This window comes from Aquicoccus sp., assembly GCF_041686535.1.
In the GTDB taxonomy this organism is placed as follows: domain Bacteria; phylum Pseudomonadota; class Alphaproteobacteria; order Rhodobacterales; family Rhodobacteraceae; genus Aquicoccus.
This window is the reverse complement of the sequence record NZ_JAWLDS010000003.1, coordinates 63,080-79,156: the sequence shown is the minus strand read 5'-3', so window position 1 is coordinate 79,156 and position 16,077 is coordinate 63,080. Positions and strand designations below refer to the sequence as shown.

General features: G+C 61.9%; 12 protein-coding genes. 6 read left to right on the top strand and 6 right to left on the bottom strand.

The window, feature by feature from the left end; all coding sequences use genetic code 11:
• A partial coding sequence (locus ACESL9_RS01630; protein WP_372613534.1) for an AAA family ATPase occupies nt 1-849 on the top strand: 849 nt, incomplete at its 5' end.
• Nucleotides 850-906: 57 nt separating this feature from the next.
• Here ACESL9_RS01630 and ACESL9_RS01625 read toward each other — a convergent pair.
• Together ACESL9_RS01625 and ACESL9_RS01620 are read right to left on the bottom strand one after the other, a co-directional pair.
• Nucleotides 907-1,365, bottom strand: coding sequence for a hypothetical protein (locus ACESL9_RS01625; RefSeq protein ID WP_372674424.1), 459 nt, complete (start codon nt 1,363-1,365; stop codon nt 907-909).
• Complete coding sequence (locus ACESL9_RS01620) at nt 1,341-3,095, bottom strand: DNA polymerase III subunit gamma/tau (protein ID WP_372674423.1); 1,755 nt, start codon at nt 3,093-3,095, stop codon at nt 1,341-1,343. Before ACESL9_RS01620 ends, ACESL9_RS01625 begins: the two co-directional genes overlap by 25 nt.
• A gap of 319 nt (nt 3,096-3,414) precedes the next feature.
• Here ACESL9_RS01620 and ACESL9_RS01615 point away from each other — a divergent pair, with 319 nt between their 5' ends.
• The 5 genes from ACESL9_RS01615 (at nt 3,415) to ACESL9_RS01595 (ending at nt 10,222) form a co-directional block, all read left to right on the top strand.
• Nucleotides 3,415-3,951: a protein-tyrosine phosphatase family protein gene (locus ACESL9_RS01615; protein ID WP_372674422.1), complete on the top strand. Its 537-nt coding sequence runs from the start codon at nt 3,415-3,417 to the stop codon at nt 3,949-3,951.
• 241 nt (nt 3,952-4,192) lie between these two features.
• A complete protein-coding gene (locus tag ACESL9_RS01610; protein WP_372612943.1) occupies nt 4,193-5,278 on the top strand; it encodes a TRAP transporter substrate-binding protein in 1,086 nt (361 codons plus the stop codon).
• A 27-nt stretch (nt 5,279-5,305) separates the two neighbouring features.
• Complete coding sequence (locus ACESL9_RS01605; protein WP_372674421.1) at nt 5,306-6,400, top strand: TRAP transporter small permease subunit; 1,095 nt, start codon at nt 5,306-5,308, stop codon at nt 6,398-6,400.
• A 15-nt stretch (nt 6,401-6,415) separates the two neighbouring features.
• On the top strand, nt 6,416-9,076 hold the full coding sequence (locus tag ACESL9_RS01600; RefSeq protein ID WP_372612939.1) for a TRAP transporter large permease subunit: 2,661 nt from the start codon (nt 6,416-6,418) through the stop codon (nt 9,074-9,076).
• A gap of 57 nt (nt 9,077-9,133) precedes the next feature.
• Nucleotides 9,134-10,222 carry a CaiB/BaiF CoA transferase family protein gene (locus tag ACESL9_RS01595; protein ID WP_372612937.1) on the top strand — a complete coding sequence of 363 codons (1,089 nt, stop codon included), beginning with the start codon at nt 9,134-9,136 and terminating at the stop codon, nt 10,220-10,222.
• A 90-nt stretch (nt 10,223-10,312) separates the two neighbouring features.
• Here the strand turns inward: ACESL9_RS01595 and ACESL9_RS01590 are convergent, their stop codons facing one another.
• The 4 genes from ACESL9_RS01590 to recF all read right to left on the bottom strand — a co-directional run bounded on the left by ACESL9_RS01590 (nt 10,313) and on the right by recF (nt 16,038).
• Complete coding sequence (locus ACESL9_RS01590) at nt 10,313-11,509, bottom strand: MFS transporter (RefSeq protein ID WP_372612935.1); 1,197 nt, start codon at nt 11,507-11,509, stop codon at nt 10,313-10,315.
• Nucleotides 11,510-11,781: 272 nt separating this feature from the next.
• Nucleotides 11,782-14,199: a DNA topoisomerase (ATP-hydrolyzing) subunit B gene (gene gyrB / locus ACESL9_RS01585; protein ID WP_372612933.1), complete on the bottom strand. Its 2,418-nt coding sequence runs from the start codon at nt 14,197-14,199 to the stop codon at nt 11,782-11,784.
• 106 nt (nt 14,200-14,305) lie between these two features.
• Nucleotides 14,306-14,926, bottom strand: a complete 621-nt coding sequence (locus ACESL9_RS01580; RefSeq protein WP_372612931.1) for a LysE family translocator — start codon at nt 14,924-14,926, stop codon at nt 14,306-14,308.
• Entirely contained in the window at nt 14,923-16,038 is a 1,116-nt protein-coding gene (recF, locus tag ACESL9_RS01575; protein WP_372674427.1) for a DNA replication/repair protein RecF, read from the bottom strand. The genes ACESL9_RS01580 and recF overlap by 4 nt, the downstream gene beginning before the upstream one ends.
• Nucleotides 16,039-16,077 lie beyond the last annotated feature (39 nt).

Genomic DNA, 16,077 nt, shown 5'->3' with positions numbered 1-16,077 from the left:
AACGACGAGAACCGCCCGCTGGGCTCTTTCCTCTTTCTCGGGCCGACTGGCGTCGGCAAGACCGAACTGACCAAGGCGGTGGCCGAGTTCCTCTTTGACGATGACAGCGCGATGGTACGTATCGACATGTCGGAATTCATGGAGAAACATTCCGTCGCCCGCCTGATCGGTGCCCCGCCGGGGTATGTTGGTTATGACGAGGGTGGCGTCCTGACCGAGGCTGTGCGACGCAGGCCCTATCAGGTGGTTCTGTTCGACGAGGTTGAAAAGGCCCATCCCGAGGTGTTCAACGTGCTGTTGCAGGTGCTGGATGATGGGGTTCTGACCGATGGTCATGGTCGCACGGTGGACTTCAAGCAGACGCTGATCGTCCTGACGTCGAACCTGGGGTCACAGGCGTTGAGCCAATTGCCCGAAGGAGGGGATGCGGCGCAGGCGCAGCGCGACGTGATGGATGCGGTACGCGCTCATTTCCGGCCTGAGTTCCTCAACCGGCTGGATGACATGATCGTGTTTGACCGGCTTAGCAGGGCCGACATGGATGCCATCGTCGAGATACAGATCAAACGCCTGATGAAACGTCTCGTCGGGCGCAAGATCACGCTTGATCTGGACGCAGCGGCCAAGACATGGTTGGCCGATGAGGGGTATGATCCGGTCTATGGTGCGCGCCCGCTGAAACGGGTGATCCAGCGCGCACTTCAGGACCCGCTGGCCGAGGCGATCCTTGCGGGTGATATCCGCGACGGTGAGACTATCCCGGTCAGCGCCGGACCCGATGGGCTGATCATCGGGGAACGTGTCGGGGCCAGCAACCGTCCCAAACCGGATGATGCCGTGATCCATTGAATCCCGAACACAAGCTGGGAGATTGCCGCCCGGAGCTTTCTTAGCTCCGGGCGTTTTTCATGCCGGGGGGTAACGAAGCCTGAACCACAGGAAGGTGCCCAGAGCGATCAGGCAGAGCGCGACGAGAGTCCAGACTGTGGGCGTGTAATCGCCGACGCAACCCTCGCTACGGGCCGCCTCGTGGAGTCCGGTGGGGTCGATTCGGCTCTCATACCAGAGGCCCAACGCAACGATTCCGGAAAACAGCGCGGCCACGGCAAAGTAGATCGACCGCCCACCCAGCAGCGCCAGCGTGAAGGCGCCGATGATGCCTAGCCCCGGCAGGGTGGTGGCTATGTGAAAGAGCTCGTCCAGCCCGGTCATCGGTCCATCGGCGGGCGACCATTCGGGGCGTTCGGTTTTACAGACCCCGTCGGCCTGTGCCGTGACGGGCAGGGCCAGCAGGAGCCCCGCGAGCGGCAGGCGGAGATGGCGGCGAAAGCGGGTCAGGGTCAGTCCTCCTCGAACGGGTCCCATTCCTCCTCGACCTCGGGCAGCGCCTCGGCCTCGGCTTCGGCGGCGATGTCCTGACGGGTCTTGATATCGAGGATCCTGGCTTTCGGGAAGGAGTCGAACACAGCTTTGACAAGCGGATGGTCACGGGCTTCGTTTTCGCGGGATTTCTTTTCGGTGTTGCGGGTTTCGACGATCGAAGGGGCGCCGGTCTCGGACGTGACAGTGACAGCCCAGCGATTCCCTGTCCAGCGTTGCAGGGCCGCGCCAAGTCGCGACGCGAGGTCTGGTGGAGCGTCGGGTGTGGGCTGGAAGGTGATGCGCCCGGGTTGATAGCTGACCAAGCGCAGATCGGCCTCGACATCCATGAGGAGTTTGCCGTCCCGGTTGGCGCGAATGAGTTCGAGCACATGGCCGAATGTCGGATAGTGCGCAAGTGCCTGCACCGTGTCCTGAGCCAGCGCGGCAGAGGGGCGACCTGACCGGCCCGACGATGACTGACCCGAGGAGAGGAGCGCGTTGGCCTGTCCGTTGCCGTCACTCGCGCCGTGTGACCGGGGTGTGCCGCCCGCGGGTGGCGGCGGCGGGGTTTCATTGTCCAGTCGTTTGACCAGATCCTCGGGCGTGGGCAGCTCCGCCACATGGGTCAGCCGGATAATCGCCATCTCGGCCGCCATCATCGCGTTGGGGGCCTGAGCCACCTCGTCCAACGCCTTGAGCAGCATCTGCCACATCCGAGCCAGCACCCTGAGTGGAAGCGTTTCTGCCATGGCCTGGCCGCGGCTGCGTTCGTCGGGCGAGATGGTGGGATCTTCGGCTGCCCCCGGCGTGATCTTGACGACGGAGACCCAGTGCGTGATCTCGGCCAGGTCGCGCAGCACGGCCAGCGGGTCGGCGCCTTCTGCATATTCCGCCGAAAGCTCGGTCAGGGCGGCAGCGGCGTCGCCCTTCATGATCATGTCGAAGAGGTCGAGCACACGGCCGCGGTCGGCCAAACCCAGCATTGCGCGCACTTGCGTCGCGGTGGTTTCGCCTGCCCCATGGCTGATCGCCTGATCAAGCAGCGAGGTCGCATCGCGGGCCGATCCTTCGGCGGCGCGGGTGACCAGGGCCAGCGCGTCATCGGCGATCTCAGCGCCTTCGGAGGTAGCGATCCGGCGTAGCATGGCGATCATGTCTTCGGGTTCGATCCGGCGAAGGTCGAACCGTTGACAGCGCGACAGTACTGTGACCGGCACCTTGCGGATCTCGGTCGTGGCAAAGATGAATTTCACGTGTTCGGGCGGCTCTTCAAGCGTTTTCAGAAGCGCGTTGAAGGCAGAGGTGCTGAGCATGTGCACCTCGTCGATGATATAGATCTTGTAGCGGGCCGATGCGGCGCGGTAGTGAACGCTCTCGATGATTTCGCGGATGTCGCCGACGCCAGTGCGCGAGGCCGCGTCCATTTCCAACACGTCGACATGGCGCCCCTCCATGATGGCGGTGCAATGCTCGCAGACCCCGCAAGGCTCGGTTGTTGGGCCGCCTGTGCCGTCCGGGCCAATACAGTTCATGCCTTTGGCAATGATTCGTGCGGTCGTGGTTTTGCCGGTGCCTCGGATGCCGGTCATGATGAACGCCTGCGCGATCCGATCGGCCATGAATGCGTTCTTGAGCGTGCGCACCATCGCACCTTGACCGACAAGGTCGGCAAAGGTCTCGGGCCGGTATTTTCGGGCGAGAACCTGATAGCCCTTGGTTGAGTTTTCGCGCATGCAGTTTGCCGGTTCTTGCGTAATGAGTTGCGGTAGCCCCCAACCTAGGCCGGGCGGGGCGTCGCGTCCATGGGGAATGGGAGTGGCCAGCAGGGCAGGGGTGGGTGGGGCAGGTCTTTGTGGCAACACACGACAGAATTGGCCAACTGAGATGTGTGTTTAGATGGCAAAACCGTGCACATCAGTGCAATCTCGCGACAGGCGGATTTTCTTGGGGGGAGATCATGCGGACTTGGCTTGTCGGGTGTGCATATTGCGCGACAGACGGCTTCGACATCGCACCCAAGGTGATGATGGCGAGAGGGTTTGCGATCGCGACATGACGGGTGATTCCAATAGGGGAATTCGAATTTATGCCCTGCCCGTGGGCGGTGGCACATTGGCCATGTCTGCCCTGCCGGGCCGAGGCGGGGACTATGCGGGCGATCTTGAGCTCTTTCGGGAATGGCAGCCAGGGATTGTACTGACGCTAGTGACCGAAGAGGAACTGTCCGAGGTCGGGGCACCTCATCTGGGCATCGACATTCATGCCATGGCAAGCCGTTGGTTCCACCTTCCGGTGCGAGAGCATGGCACGCCTTCGCCGGAGGTCGAGGCCCTATGGCCTGAGGCGAGCCGGGCTGTGCGCGCCGCCTTGAAAGGCGGTGGGCGGGTGATCGTGCATTGTAATAGCGGGTGCGGGCGATCGGGCATGGTGGTATTGCGGCTGATGGTGGAATGTGGCGAGGAAGGCTCTGCGGCGCTCAGCCGCTTGCGCAGATTGCGTGATTGTGTGGTCGGGGCCCATGGACAGTTGCAGTGGGCATTTGGCGGCAAGGCTGACGCGATCCCGGTCTGCCGGGATCGGGTCGGATGAGGGACGAATCGTTGACGTTTCGGATGAAATTCTGCCAAAGTGCTCAGCTCAGGGATGTACTTTCGATCAAAACATCAGCAGGCGCCAAACTCCTGTGCCAAGCGTGGTAAGATAATATTACCGGATGGCAAAAAAATTGTTTGTTTTCGTAATCTACTTGCTTAGTAATTGACGCAGGAGAAGCAGCTGGGTTTACCTAGCCCTGCGAACAAAAACGAAAACGACAACTCGGAGGAGAATTATGGAACGTCGTAGATTTTTGAAGGGCGCTGCGCTTGGCGCCGGCGCCACCGCTCTTGCCACACCGGCAGTGGCGCAAGGAACGAAACAGTTGACAATTGTGTCCACCTGGCCGCGGGACTTTCCCGGGCTGGGTACGTCGGCCCAGCGGCTGGCTGAGCGAATTTCTGAGATTTCTGATGGCCACTTCAACGTGGAATACTTCGCGGCTGGCGAGCGTGTTGGCGCGTTTGACGTGTTTGATGAAGTCGCGAGCGGTAACAGCGAGGCCTACATTGGTGCAGACTACTACTGGATCGGTAAGCACCCGGCGTTCGGCTATTTTACCTCGGTGCCGTTCGGGATGACCACGGCCGAGTGGAATGCATGGATCAAGTATCGTGGCGGGCAGGAGCTTTGGGACGAGTTGGCCGGCGAATTCGGTCTCAAGACCATTCCCTGTGGCGCGACTGGCACGCAGGCTGGTGGCTGGTTTAACAGCGAAATCGAAAGCCCCGATGACTTCAGGGGCCTGAAGATGCGGATTCCAGGTCAGGGCGCCGAAGTCATCGCCAAGATGGGTGGCTCGACCGTGTCGCTGCCGGGCGGGCAGATCTATGAAAACCTGGTTTCGGGCGCGATCGATGCGACCGAATGGGTCGGCCCCTACAACGACTACTTCATGAAGTTCTACGAGTCGGCCCAATACTATTACACGGGCGGCATGCACGAGCCGGGCGGTGGACTTGGCTTTGGCATGAACCGTGCTTGGTATGACGGTTTGACCGACTGGGAAAAGGCGGTCATCGTCGCGGCCTGTAATGAAGAACATGCCAATTCCTATGATGAGGCGCAGGCTCTCAACGGCGAATACCTGCAAAGACTCGTCAACGAGCAAGGCGTCAAGGTCCGCAACTTCAATGACGACGTCTGGGACGGTTTCGGCGAAGGTGCCAAGGAAGTGTTCGAGGAATTGCGTGACCATTCGGCCCTTGCGGCGAAGATCGACGATGCATTCCAGACCAACCTGCGGGAGCTCGGCGACATGATGGCACAGTTCGAGATCACTTTCGTGAACCAGCGTAACCGCGTCCTGGGGCTGGGCTGATCCTGTTCCCGATGACATGAATTGAGAGTGGGGTTTCGACCCCGCTCTTTTTCGATATATCTGCCTGCAAAGCCGTGTTTATGTATTGGTGAAGATGCGACGGAACCCAATGGGAGGGGATCAATGACCGAGGCCGGGGCAACGGAGATTCCGCGGGTCGGGCAGCCTGCGCTCGTGGTGCGGATTTTTGGATGGTCAATGCTCGCCTTGCTGGCGTCATTGCTTGTCAACAATCTGCTGGTGGTTTGGTTCGATTACCCCGGTATGGCGGCATTGTGGTCCGGTAGCGGCGCCGAGGGGGCTTGGCTCAATGCCTTGGTGTATGCGGCGTTTCTTCTCGTGGGTTGGGTCTATGTCCTTGCAACGCGCGACAACTCTCTGCGATGGGAGGCAATGCGCATTCACGGGTTCAACGTGTATCTGGTCAGAGCGCTGTTCTGGTGTGTTTTGCTGGTCGGTGTCGTGGATGTGACCGTGGCTTTCATGCGGGTTGAGAGTCTGCTGGAAATCTTCGTCGGCGACGATTTCGCACGCAATTTCAGAAGGGCATCTTGGGTCGGTGTCTATATCCACTATCCGCTTGTGATTCTGGGCTTCGTGATTGCGCTATTCTCGCGAACGCTGGGGTTTACGTGGCTGGCACTGATGATCGTTCTGGCCGAACTGGGCATCGTGGTGTCACGCTTTGTCTTCTCCTATGAACAGGCCCTGATGGGTGATCTGGTGCGTTACTGGTATGCGGCGCTCTTTCTGTTCGCGAGCGCCTATACCCTGTTCGAGGACGGCCATGTCCGCGTTGACGTTCTCTATTCCGGCTTTGGGCCGGCGAAGCGCGGGTTTTTCAATGCCTGGGGTACGATCTTTCTGGGTCTTTCCACTGCATGGGTGATCCTTGTCATCGGGTTCAACGGCAAAACCTCGATCATCAATTCGCCTTTTGCGAATTTCGAGATTTCGCAATCGGGGAGCAACGGCATGTTCGTCAAATACCAGATGGCTTTGTTCCTGGGCATTTTCGGGATCACCATGTTGATCCAGTTCGTCAGTTATCTCTTCGAGTCCGTCGCCGATTGGCGGGAAGAACCGGGGCGCCGCGAAGTCGCCGCATCCATCGAGCATTAACGGAAGGCAGGCACTGTGGAACTCTACTTTCTCGCGCTTCTGATCTTTCTCATGGCCTTTGCGCTGGGCTCGGGTTATCCGGTTGCCTTTGCTTTGCCGGGGGCGGCGATCATTTCGATCGCTGCTGCTGCGGGGACCGGATATATTTTCGCCGGTACCACCGACGCCTTTTTCCATTCCGGTGGGCCGGGGCGCTGGTTGTCGGCAGGGGTGACGAACCTGCGTGGTGTCTATTGGGAGGTCGAACGCGATACGCTGATTGCGATTCCGCTTTTCATCTTCATGGGCATCATGTTGCAGCGGTCGAAGATCGCCGAGGATCTCCTTGTCACGATGGCAAAGCTGTTCGGGCCAGTGCCGGGGGGATTGGGCATTTCGGTGGTATTCGTGGGTGCGTTGCTGGCAGCGACCACGGGTATCGTGGGGGCAACGGTGGTGGCCATGGGGCTTATCAGCCTGCCGGCGATGCTGCGCAACAAATACTCTCCCAGTCTTGCCACCGGCACGATTGCCGCATCCGGGACGCTCGGCCAGATCATTCCGCCCTCGATCGTGCTCATCATTTTGGCCGATCAGCTTGCCAGTGCGACGGACCAGGCCGGCACGTTGCGCGCGAACCTGTACAAGGCTGCAACTGGCGAATTTTCGATGCCGTCGATCTTTGGTGTGAGTTCGACAAGCGCAGGCGAGATGTTCCTGGGCGCGCTGGTTCCGGGTGTCCTGCTGGTCCTGCTTTACATGGGTTATATCCTGGTCTCGGCGCTTCTCAATCCCAAATCCGCGCCGGCGGTCCAAAGTGACGAGGATTTTGACTTGAGGTTCTGGGGGCAGGTTGCGCTGACGCTTATCCCTCCGCTGACACTCATCTTTCTTGTCCTGGGGTCGATCATCACAGGGGTCGCCACGGTGAACCAGGCCGGTGCGATCGGGGCGTCGGGTGCGCTCATCATGGCCGGTTATCGTCTGCCCGAGAGGGGAAGCAAACATCTCTATACGCCGGCGCTCCTGGCGCTTGCAGCGCTTGCCGCACTTGCCGTTCTGCTCAACACCTATGAAATGAACGTCAAGTCGATCGATAGCCCGGAAGAGGCAACGGGCATCATGCTGGGGGCCGTGGCCTCCGCGACCTTGCTCTTGTCGCTTATCTGGTCGGGTTGGCGGGTACTCAGGATCGAAGCGACCATGCATGGCGTGATGCTCGAGACCGCCAAAACATCGAGCCTTGTTTTCATCATTCTACTCGGTGCCGCGATGCTGACCTCAGCGTTCCGAGCCTTTGGTGGTGAGGAGTTGGTCCGCGAGTTCCTGAACAGCCTGCCCGGCGGGTTCTGGGGCCAGTTCATCATCGTGATGCTGGTGATCTTTATCCTTGGCTTTTTCCTCGATTTCATCGAGATCGCGGTGGTGGTTGTCCCCATCGTGGCCCCCATCCTTCTGGCAGATCCGGGGGCGAATATCACGGCCGTATGGTTGGGGGTGATGATCGGTCTGAACATCCAGACATCATTTCTCACCCCACCCTTTGGTTTCGCGCTGTTCTATCTCAGGGGAGTGGCGCCGCAATCTGTACGGACCGTACAGATGTACAAGGGGGTGATCGCCTTCATCACGTTGCAGCTTATCGCGCTGGCCATCGTGGGATCATACCCGCCGCTGGTGAACTATCTGCCCAGCCGGTCATCGTTCCTGTCGGAAACAGCGCCGCCACCCAAGAATCCTAGGCTGCAATATTGCATCGAGGACTATACGGCGGAGAAACTCACCGAGGACAACACTGTGGCGCAGGTGATTGCCGACGCCGAGGCGCTAGACCTTTCGGCTCTACCCCGGCGTCTTCAGAATGACTTGACAGGCGGTTTCGAAAGTGCGGCGCAGGCACTGGAAGAGTTTGACCGGATCATCGAGAGTGAGGCCGCTGTGAAGGCAGCGGCTGGCGACTATCGCCCGATTCAGCGCGAGGTGCGCGCGATCGAAAAGCAAATCCTCAAACACAGTGAAGAAGCCCAGCTGTTGCAAACGCGGATTGGGCGGATGCGTGACGAGACACAGGCCACACTCCGGGCGGTTCTCGAAGCGCAACACGAGGACATTCTGGACAAGATCGAACGTCTGGAGGCGCAAATTCCCGAGGAGTGGGAAGAGGTGCATGACGATTTTGCCGAACTGACCAATGCAGAACAGCAGGCTCGCAACATGTATCGGCGTAATGCCGACACGGCGTGGGCGGCTCCGGCGGAGGTTTTGAGCATTTTGCAGGCCAATGATCAGTTCGAGGCGTTGGAAAGCGATCTGCGCGATCTGCGTGCGGTCGTGGAGTCCGCCGAGGCAGGTGACCCGTCCGCAATGGAGGCGGTCGAGGCTCTGGAAGAGCGTTTCAGAGAGGTTGAAGGCGCCGGTGACATAAGCTCTGCCCTCGGAAGAGTGCGAAGGGATCTTCGGCCAAACCGTTTTGAAGGGGAGTCGGCCATCGAGGAACTTGGTGAGGCCATATCGGAATACGAGGCGCAGAAGGAATGGCGCACCGAAGCCGAAGGGCTTGAAACCGGGCTTCAAGCCTATCTTGACGGGATCCGTGATACTTTGGGCATTCGCTCGCAATCCAGGCTGACACGGGAACAGGCCCTTTACATGGCGTCGTGCAGCGCGGTTCACCGCGACCTGTCACTGAACTTCTGACATTTGCGGGCGGGTCGGCAAGAATACCGGCCCGCCTGACTGCCCGGGACCACTTTCATGCTTGACGGGATCAGGATCATCGAGGTCGAAGGGCTAGGCCCCGGGCCATTCGCGGCAATGACGCTGGCCGATCTCGGTGCCGATGTGGTGGTGGTGCACCGCAAGGGGGGCAACCCGACGCCTGGCGTGCCGGAGCGGTCTCTGCTCGACAGGGGCAAACGCTCGATCGAACTTGATCTCAAGGATGCGGATGATCTCGCGGTGTTCCGGCGACTGGTGGCCGGGGCGGACGGGCTGATCGAAGGGTTTCGCCCGGGCGTGATGGAAAAGCTCGGGATCGGCCCGGCAGAGTGCCACGCGATCAACCCCGCACTCGTCTTTGGGCGGATGACTGGTTGGGGGCAGGAGGGGCCGCTCAGCCATGCAGCGGGGCATGATCTCAATTACATCTCGATGTCGGGTGCACTCTGGTATGCGGGCGTGGCGGGTGAGCCGCCGGTCACGCCGGCGACGCTGGTCGGTGATATCGGTGGCGGGGCGCTATATCTCGTGGTGGGTATGCTGGCGGGGATCATGCAGGCCCGAGCGACGGGGCGGGGTACGGTGGTCGATGCGGCGATCTATGACGGCTCGGCCCACATGATGAACCTCCTGATGTCCTTGCGGCAGGGTGGGGGTATGCCCGAGACCCGGGGACAAGGCATTCTCGACGGGCCGCATTGGTGCCGTAGCTACCGCACAAGCGATGGCGGCTGGATTTCCGTGCAATGTCTTGAGCCGAAATTCTATGCGGTTTTCCTTGAGTTGCTTGGGCTTCATGATGACGCGGATTTTGCGGGCCAGTTCGATCGAGACCTTTGGCCGAGGGCGACAGAACGGTTGGTTTCGGTTTTCGCGACAAGGACCCGGGATGAATGGGAGGCGCTTTTTGCGGGGACCGATGCCTGTGTCGCGCCAGTGCTGAGCCCGGACGAAGCGGCTGCCCATGCGATGAACGCCGCGCGTGGGACGTGGTCCGCGCCGGACGGAGTGTTGCAGGCAGCGCCTGCGCCGAGATTCTCCAAGCAGCCCGACTGGCAGCCCAAAGCCACACCCGCGCGCGGAGAGCACACGGACGAGATTTTGGCCGAGCTGGCGAAAAACTGAATTTCCCCGCAACTTGAGGCCGTCGCATGCAGTTTCGCTCAATAGGGTAAAGCGGGACTTAACGGGTGGTCCGGGGCGAATCAGGGCGTTTCAATCACCGGGCGGATTGAGCGCCAGCCATATCACTGCCAATGCAGCCACGCCCAGCACGGCCAGCGTGGTCGGACCGAGGCCAAAGAGCTCGGACAGCGCGGAAATCAGGAAGGCCAGAGCCGACGTGGAGAGCGTGATCGCAACCATCCAGAGCGACATGATCCGCCCGCGCAGATGATCTTCGAGCCGGGCCTGGATGCCGATCTGGAGCGATACACCGACATAGGTTCCTGCAAAGCCGGTCAGCGGGGCCAGAGCCAGCGCGACCTGGAAATCGGGCGCAAGTGTCAGGCCCGCCGTGGCGGCGAAACCCATCGCGATCACGCCAAAGCGCAGGGCGGGCAGGCGCAAGAGCTGCGCGCCCGCGACCACCTGGAACACGGCCGCCAGAAGAGCACCGGCCCCCACCGCCGAGGTGAGCAGACCAAGCCCCTGCGCGCCTTGCGCAAACTCACCGTCGGCAATAAGCGCAAGTATCTCGCCCACTGCTCGCACCGGCCCAAGTGCCACCACCGTGAGGATCAGTGCACGGCGCACGGGCCATCGTGCCCAACCTGCGCGCAAGCCTTCGCCAAGATCGGCCAGATAGCTTTTTCGGGGGCTGTTTTCCTCGGTTTCACGGGGGGATAGCGTGGCTGCGATGAAGAGATTTGGCAGGAAGAGCGCAGTCGAGACAACCGCCGTTGTCAGTGTGCCGAACCCCGCGATCATGGCGCCGCCGATGGCTGGGCTGATGATCCGGCCGACGTTGAAGTTGAGCGCGGCCAGCGCCACGACCGAGCCGATGAGCGGAGGCTCGACGAGTCGTGGCCCGAGCGACTGGCGCACCGGATGATAGGCAGAAATGACCATGCCGAAAAGCAGCGCGATACCCAAGATGGGCAGCGGCGCAAGCCCGCCTGCGAACATCAGTATGAAAAGTGCAGCAGGGCAGATCAGCAGCCCGGCGGACACCCACCAGTAGATGGCGAGGATTGGCACCCGATCGGTCAGGACGCCGAAGAACGGTGACGTGACAGCGACGGGGGCGAGGGAGGCGGCGGCGGTAAGGCCGACGAAACTGGCCGAGCCGGTTTCGTCCCATGCCAGCCACGAGAGCAGCACGCGGAAGATCCAGTTGCCGTTCACACCCGCCACTGCACCGATGAAATAGCGTCGGAACCCCGCGTGGGCAAAAGCCAGGCGGGCGCTCATCGTTTTGATTTCTTTGGAGAATATCTCATACACTCGTCCTCTGGCGACCAGAGTAGCGCCGGGGGCGGGGGCTGCAAGGGCACAAAGGGAATTAGTTTGCGTTGACGCTACGTCCGGACCGGTTAACGGGGGCCGAAACACCTGCTTTCGGGGGGGTGACATCCGGCTGACATTCGGCTGCCACCCGGCTGCCGGGCCATTCCTGCCAAAGGGTTGCGGCAACGCGTTAACCGGGCGTTCGGTGACGAGGATGGGCGTTGCCAAGGGATGCCCTAGAAATCGAGGTTCTCGACCGAGAGCGCGTTCTTCTGGATGAACTCGCGCCGGGGTTCGACCACGTCGCCCATGAGCTTGGTGAAGAGGTCGTCGGCCTCGGCCATGTCATCGACCTTGACCTGCAGGAGCGTGCGTTCCTCGGGGTCGAGCGTGGTTTCCCAGAGTTGATCGGGGTTCATCTCGCCCAGTCCCTTGTAGCGTTGCAGGGTAAAGCCCTTTTCGCCCTCATCGAGGATCGCCGAGAGCAGGGTCAGGGGGCCGTGGATCACCTGTTCGCGGTCCTTGCGCACCAATGTCGCCGGCCGGCCATAGGTTTCTTGCAGGCTTTCGGTGAAGCTCCCGGTGCGGCGGGCCTCGCCGCCGCGCAGGATCGGACCGTCGATGGTGCGCACCTCTTCCACGCCGCGCAGGATGCGCGCGAGGCGGATGCCGTGATCCTGGGTGATGCGGCCCTGCCAGCCGCGTTCGTATTCCAGCGCGATGAGGTCGAGCCGCGCGGCCACCCTGTCGGCCACGCCTTGCAGGTCGGATTCGACCGCACCGGGCACGAAGGCCCCGGCGATGGCGGCCTGTTCGAGGATGTGGCGCGGGTAATGCGTGGGAAAGGCATCGAGCACGCGTTTCAATTGCCGCGCCTCGTCAACCACGCGCACAAGGTCGGCCCCGGCGACCTCGGCCCCCGATCCGAGCCGCAGGATGGCGGTCTCCACGCCCTGCTGGATCAGGTAATCGTTAAGCGCGCTTTCGTCCTTGATATAGACTTCGGACTTGCCGCGCCCGACCTTGTAGAGCGGGGGTTGCGCGATATAAAGATGGCCGCCCTCGATCAGTTCGGGCATTTGCCGGTAGAAGAAGGTGAGCAGAAGCGTGCGGATATGCGCACCGTCCACGTCGGCATCGGTCATGATGATGATCTTGTGATAGCGCAGCTTCTTGATGTCGAATTCGTCGCGGCCGATTCCGGTGCCCAGTGCCATGACGAGGTTGCCGATTTCCTGGCTCGACAGCATCCGGTCGAAGCGGGCGCGTTCCACGTTCAGGATCTTGCCCTTGAGCGGCAGGATCGCCTGCGTGGCGCGGTCGCGCCCGGTCTGGGCCGAGCCGCCCGCCGAGTCGCCCTCGACGATGAAAAGCTCGGTCTTGGAGGGATCCTTTTCCGAACAGTCCTTGAGTTTCCCGGCAAGGAAATTCACATCCATCGCCGTCTTGCGGCGGGTGAGGTCGCGTGCCTTGCGCGCCGCTTCGCGGGCGAGCGCCGCCTCGATGATCTTGCCGACGATCAACTTGGCCTCGCCCGGGTTTTCCTCGAACCATTCCGAGAGTTTCTCGGTCATCAGGTTCTCGACCGCCGGGCGGACCTCGGAACTGACCAGCTTGTCCTTGGTCTGGGAGCTGAATTTCGGGTCGGGCACCTTGACCGAAAGCACACAGGACAGCCCCTCGCGGGCGTCGTCGCCGGTGAAGTTCACCTTTTCCTTTTTCGCGATCCCGCTTTCCTGCGCGTATTTGCCGATCGTCCGGGTCAGCGCGGCGCGAAAGCCCGCCATGTGGCTGCCGCCATCGCGCTGGGGAATGTTGTTGGTAAAGGGCAGCACGGTCTCGTGGTAGCTGTCGTTCCACCACATCGCGACCTCGATGCCGATCTCGTCACGCTCGCCGGACACATAGATCGGCTCGGGGATCATCGGGGTCTTGTGGCGGTCGATATACTTGACGAATTCCTTGACCCCGCCTTCGTAGAATAGATCGGTTTCGAGCGGCTCGGCCGGGCGTTCGTCGCGCAGGATGATGCGCACGCCGGAATTGAGAAAGGCCAGCTCGCGCAGGCGCTTTTCGAGGGTTTCGAAGGAGTAGTCGAGGTTGGAAAAGGTGGTGGTGGAGGCGAGGAAGCGCACCTCGGTGCCCTTGCGCCCATTGGCATCGCCCACGACGCGCAGATTTTCGACGGTTTCGCCACGTTCGAACCGGGCGTAATGCTCTTTCCCGTTGCGCCAGATGCGCAGGTCGAGCCAGTCGGAAAGCGCGTTGACCACCGACACGCCGACCCCGTGCAACCCGCCCGAGACCTTGTAGGAATTGCTGTCGAACTTGCCTCCGGCGTGGAGCTGGGTCATGATGACCTCGGCCGCGCTCACCCCTTCGTCGGTGTGAATATCGACGGGAATGCCGCGCCCGTTGTCGGACACGGAAACCGATGAATCGGCATGGATCGTGACGGCGACATGATCGGCATGACCGGCCAGAGCCTCGTCGATGCCGTTATCGACCACCTCGTAGACCATGTGATGCAGCCCCGAGCCGTCATCGGTGTCACCGATATACATGCCGGGACGCTTGCGAACCGCATCCAGGCCCTTGAGAACCTTGATGGAATCCGCACCGTATTCGGGGGTCTGCTGCTCGTTTTCGGACATGTCCGCGCCTTGGCTGTTTTTGCTGTCATCTTATACGATTTCCGGCAGGGAATGTTAAGGGCAGAGGCATGTTTTCCGCCTGTGCAAATGCCGGCCGGATCGCGGGTCAGGTCAAGGGTATGACGAGCCCCACGAGTATCAGCAGACTGCCCGACACGATGTTGAGGCGACGCAGGGCGTGCGGGCTTTGCAAGAGCCGTCGCGCGCGATCGAGAAAGAGCGCCAGGCCGAGATTGCCCACCATGGGCACGATGGCCGAAACCGCGAGGATGGCGGCGATATCCGGGCCGGTGACGCGGGTCAGGTCGAAAAAGCCGGGCAAAACGCCCATGTAAAAGAGCATCGCCTTTGGGTTGCCGATCATCGCGGCAAGGCCGACGCCGAACCCGGCCAAATGCCCCGGACGGGTCAGGCGGCTGTCGCGTTCGGGGCGATCGGCGGGGCGGCGGACGAGCATGAGGCCCATGACAATGAACACCCCCGCCGCGACCCAGCGCAGGAGTTCGAGCAGGTCGCCGTAAAGCGAGAGCACCCAGGCCAGGCCGAAGATCGCGCAGAGCGGCCAGAGCAGATCGCCCAGCGCGACGCCCACGGCCAGCGACCAGGCGCCGGGCATTCCACCCGAGAGTGCCCGCGCGATGAGCGCGACCCAGACCGGGCCGGGAATGACCCAGAGCGCGGCCATGCCGCCCGCATAGAGCAGGAGTGCCTCGGGTGTGACAGTCATGTGCATGATCCGGTCTGGCGGGTGTGGCTGAGGCCCGTTTCCTCGGTCACTTCGATCCGCTGGGCGCGGTCGCCCAATTCGGCGAACAGCTCGGGGCCGGTGCCGGTCATCCAGGCCTGCGCGCCGAGCGCGCAAAGCTCATCGTAGAGCGCCACACGGCGGGTGGCGTCGAGATGGGCCGCGACCTCGTCGAGCAGGAGGATCGGCGGCGCACCGAAATCTCGGGCCAATGCGCGGGCATTGGCGAGGATGAGTGAGATGAGCAGGGCCTTTTGCTCGCCGGTCGAACAGTCGCGGGCCGGGATACCCTTGGCCGCGAACGTGCCGATCATGTCGGTGCGATGCGGTCCGACAAGGCTGCGCCCGGCGGAGAGATCGCGCATACGGTTCTCGGCCAGCGCGTGGGCGAGGTCGGCCTCGGTTGCGGGCATCTCGCCTTCGGTTTGCGAAAGCGCCAGATCGGCGGTGGGAAAGGCGGTTTCCGAGGCCGATTGCGCTGTGGCCAGGTGATCGAGCGCGGCCAGCCGGTTGGCTTGGATCGCGGCGCCTGTCTGTGCCATCTGACGCTCAAGGGCGAGATACCAGTGCGGATCGCGCACCATGTCCTTCAGGAGCTGGTTGCGCTGGCGCATCGTCTTTTCATAGGCAAGACTCACCTCGCCATGATCGGGAAAGAAAGACAGCGTCATGCGGTCGAGAAACCGCCGCCGCCCCTCGGCCCCCTCGATCCAGAGGCGATCCATCGCGGGGATCAGCCAGAGCACCCGGGCGATCCGGCCAAGCGCGGCCTGGGGGGCCGTCTTGCCGTCGATCCGCACCTGTCGGGGCTGGGCCTCTTCGGACCAGGTTTCGATCTCGTGGACGTGGCCAAGGCTGTTCAGGTGACCGGTGAGTTTCCAGCCCAGCGACTCGGGACGGCGGGCCATGTCCTGTGCCGCCGCGCGCCGCAACCCGCGCCCCGGAGAGAAGAGCGAGACGGCCTCGATCAGGTTGGTCTTGCCCGCGCCGTTGGGGCCGTATATCGCCACGGGACGCGCATCGACATCGATCACGGCGCGTTTGTGCGATCGGAAATGCGAGAGGGCCAGATAGGTGAGCGCGAGGGTTGTCATATGGCGCATCCGTTTTCTTTCGAAGAGAACGGACCGGAA